The sequence below is a fragment of the Macrococcus lamae genome (genome assembly GCF_004359545.1).
GTDB classification, from domain to species: Bacteria; Bacillota; Bacilli; order Staphylococcales; family Staphylococcaceae; genus Macrococcus; species Macrococcus lamae.
Genome location: NZ_SCWB01000037.1, coordinates 1 through 1017, shown reverse-complemented (window position 1 = coordinate 1017; position 1017 = coordinate 1). Strand labels below are relative to the sequence as shown.

Here is a 1017-nt window from a genome sequence, read left to right as displayed (position 1 = left end):
CTTAAATGATTCAAATGCCGTCAGGCAGGACTTGATAGAAGGAGCACCATAGACTTTCTTCAGGGATGCGGTAAAGGCCTTATAATCCTTACTCGGCACATACTTGATGGCGTTTCTAATCAGATGCACGATGCATCTCTGGACGATTGTCTGCGGATAGATGGCTTTAACTCCGGCTTCCAGTCCTGAGACGCCGTCCATCGAGATGAAGAAGATGTCTTCAACGCCCCGGGCCTTGATTTCATCAAAGATCTGCATCCATTTATGTTTGCTTTCAGTCTCATTGAGCCATAGACCGAGTATCTGCTTATTTCCATCAATGGTGTAACCAAGAATCGTATAGACAGCGTACTCCTTGATCTCGTAATCATTTCTGATCTTCGTATATAGACAGTCAACGAATACAAACGGATAACACTTTTCAAGTGGACGAGCCTGCCACTCCTCCATCTCAGGAATAACCGCATCTGTGATATCGGATATCATTTCATGGGACACTGAAAACCCGTAGATGTCTTCAATCGTACTTGAGATATCCCTTTGTGACATGCCTTTGGCATACATGGAAATGACCTTATCCTCAATTTCTGAAACATCCCGTTGACGTTTTCTGATCAGGTGCGGCTCAAAGGAGGCATCTCTATCTCTAGGTACGTCAATTTCAATATTACCTTTAGATGTTCTGAGGGTCTTCTTACCATAGCCGTTTCTTCTGTTTTCCGATGTTTTTTCAGACTTATCGTTAGATGAATAGCCCAGGTGGTTGTGCATTTCTCCCTGAAGCATTGCCTCGAACATCGGCCCAAAGATATCTTTCAGTGCATTTTCCATGTCTTCGACTGATTCAGGTGCGTACTCAGAAATAATTCGATGCGCCAGTTCTACAGATTTTGGATCACGTCTTTTCTTAGCCATCTATAGACCTCCTTAAAAAGTTAATTCGATTTTATCACTAAAAAAATAAACTGCGTAGCAGAGTCGTACGCCCTCTACTTACACAGTTTATTTTACAATCCC

Annotated in this window: 1 protein-coding gene; it reads right to left on the bottom strand. The window is 42.7% G+C overall.

What is annotated here, in order from left to right; all coding sequences use genetic code 11:
• On the bottom strand, positions 1 to 915 hold a 915-nt coding region (locus ERX29_RS10745; protein ID WP_133444678.1), incomplete at its 3' end, for an IS256 family transposase.
• Between the last annotated feature and the right edge of the window lie 102 nt (positions 916 to 1017).